Consider the following 498-nt stretch of genomic DNA (forward strand, 5'->3'; position numbering starts at 1 on the left):
GCCTTTGGCGGTTTGCAGACGCAATTGTCTCTTTGAGGGCTTGGCTTTGTAGAACGAATCTACTCCTCTGTGCAGGAAGGATGCCAAGCGTTTGAGGTTGTAGCACGCAGCCATCAGCGTCATCGTCGCGCTCGCTCGTGCCATGCCAATGCAGCGCACAAACTTGCCTCCCATGTGCCTGATGCCTGCAAACACATGCTCGACCTTGGCCCTTCTCTTGGCGATGCGCTCATTGCGTTTTTTCTGGCACTGGCTCAGTGCTTTGTTTTTCTGCGCTTTGCGTTGGATGCCATCTTGAAAATCCAAGGCTTTGAGCATTTCTCGTCTTTGCGCGCTGTCGTAGCCTTTGTCTGTATCAACCAGTTTGCCTGTGTTTTCCATATCCAACACATCATCAAAGTGATGCCCGTCGTGCTCGCTGGCTGTGCCGGTGGCGATACCTCGAATAAAGCCATGCTTGTAGTCCACGCTCACACTGAGCTTGTAGCCAAAGTAGCT

1 protein-coding gene is annotated in these 498 nt (G+C 52.4%); it reads right to left on the reverse strand.

Translation table 11 applies throughout. The features are described 5' to 3' along the window. A partial coding sequence (locus E9531_RS17395) for a transposase (protein ID WP_136575026.1) occupies positions 1 to 498 on the reverse strand: 498 nt, incomplete at both ends.

The sequence above is a fragment of the Lampropedia puyangensis genome, from assembly GCF_004833285.1.
Lineage (GTDB): Bacteria > Pseudomonadota > Gammaproteobacteria > Burkholderiales > Burkholderiaceae_C > Lampropedia > Lampropedia puyangensis.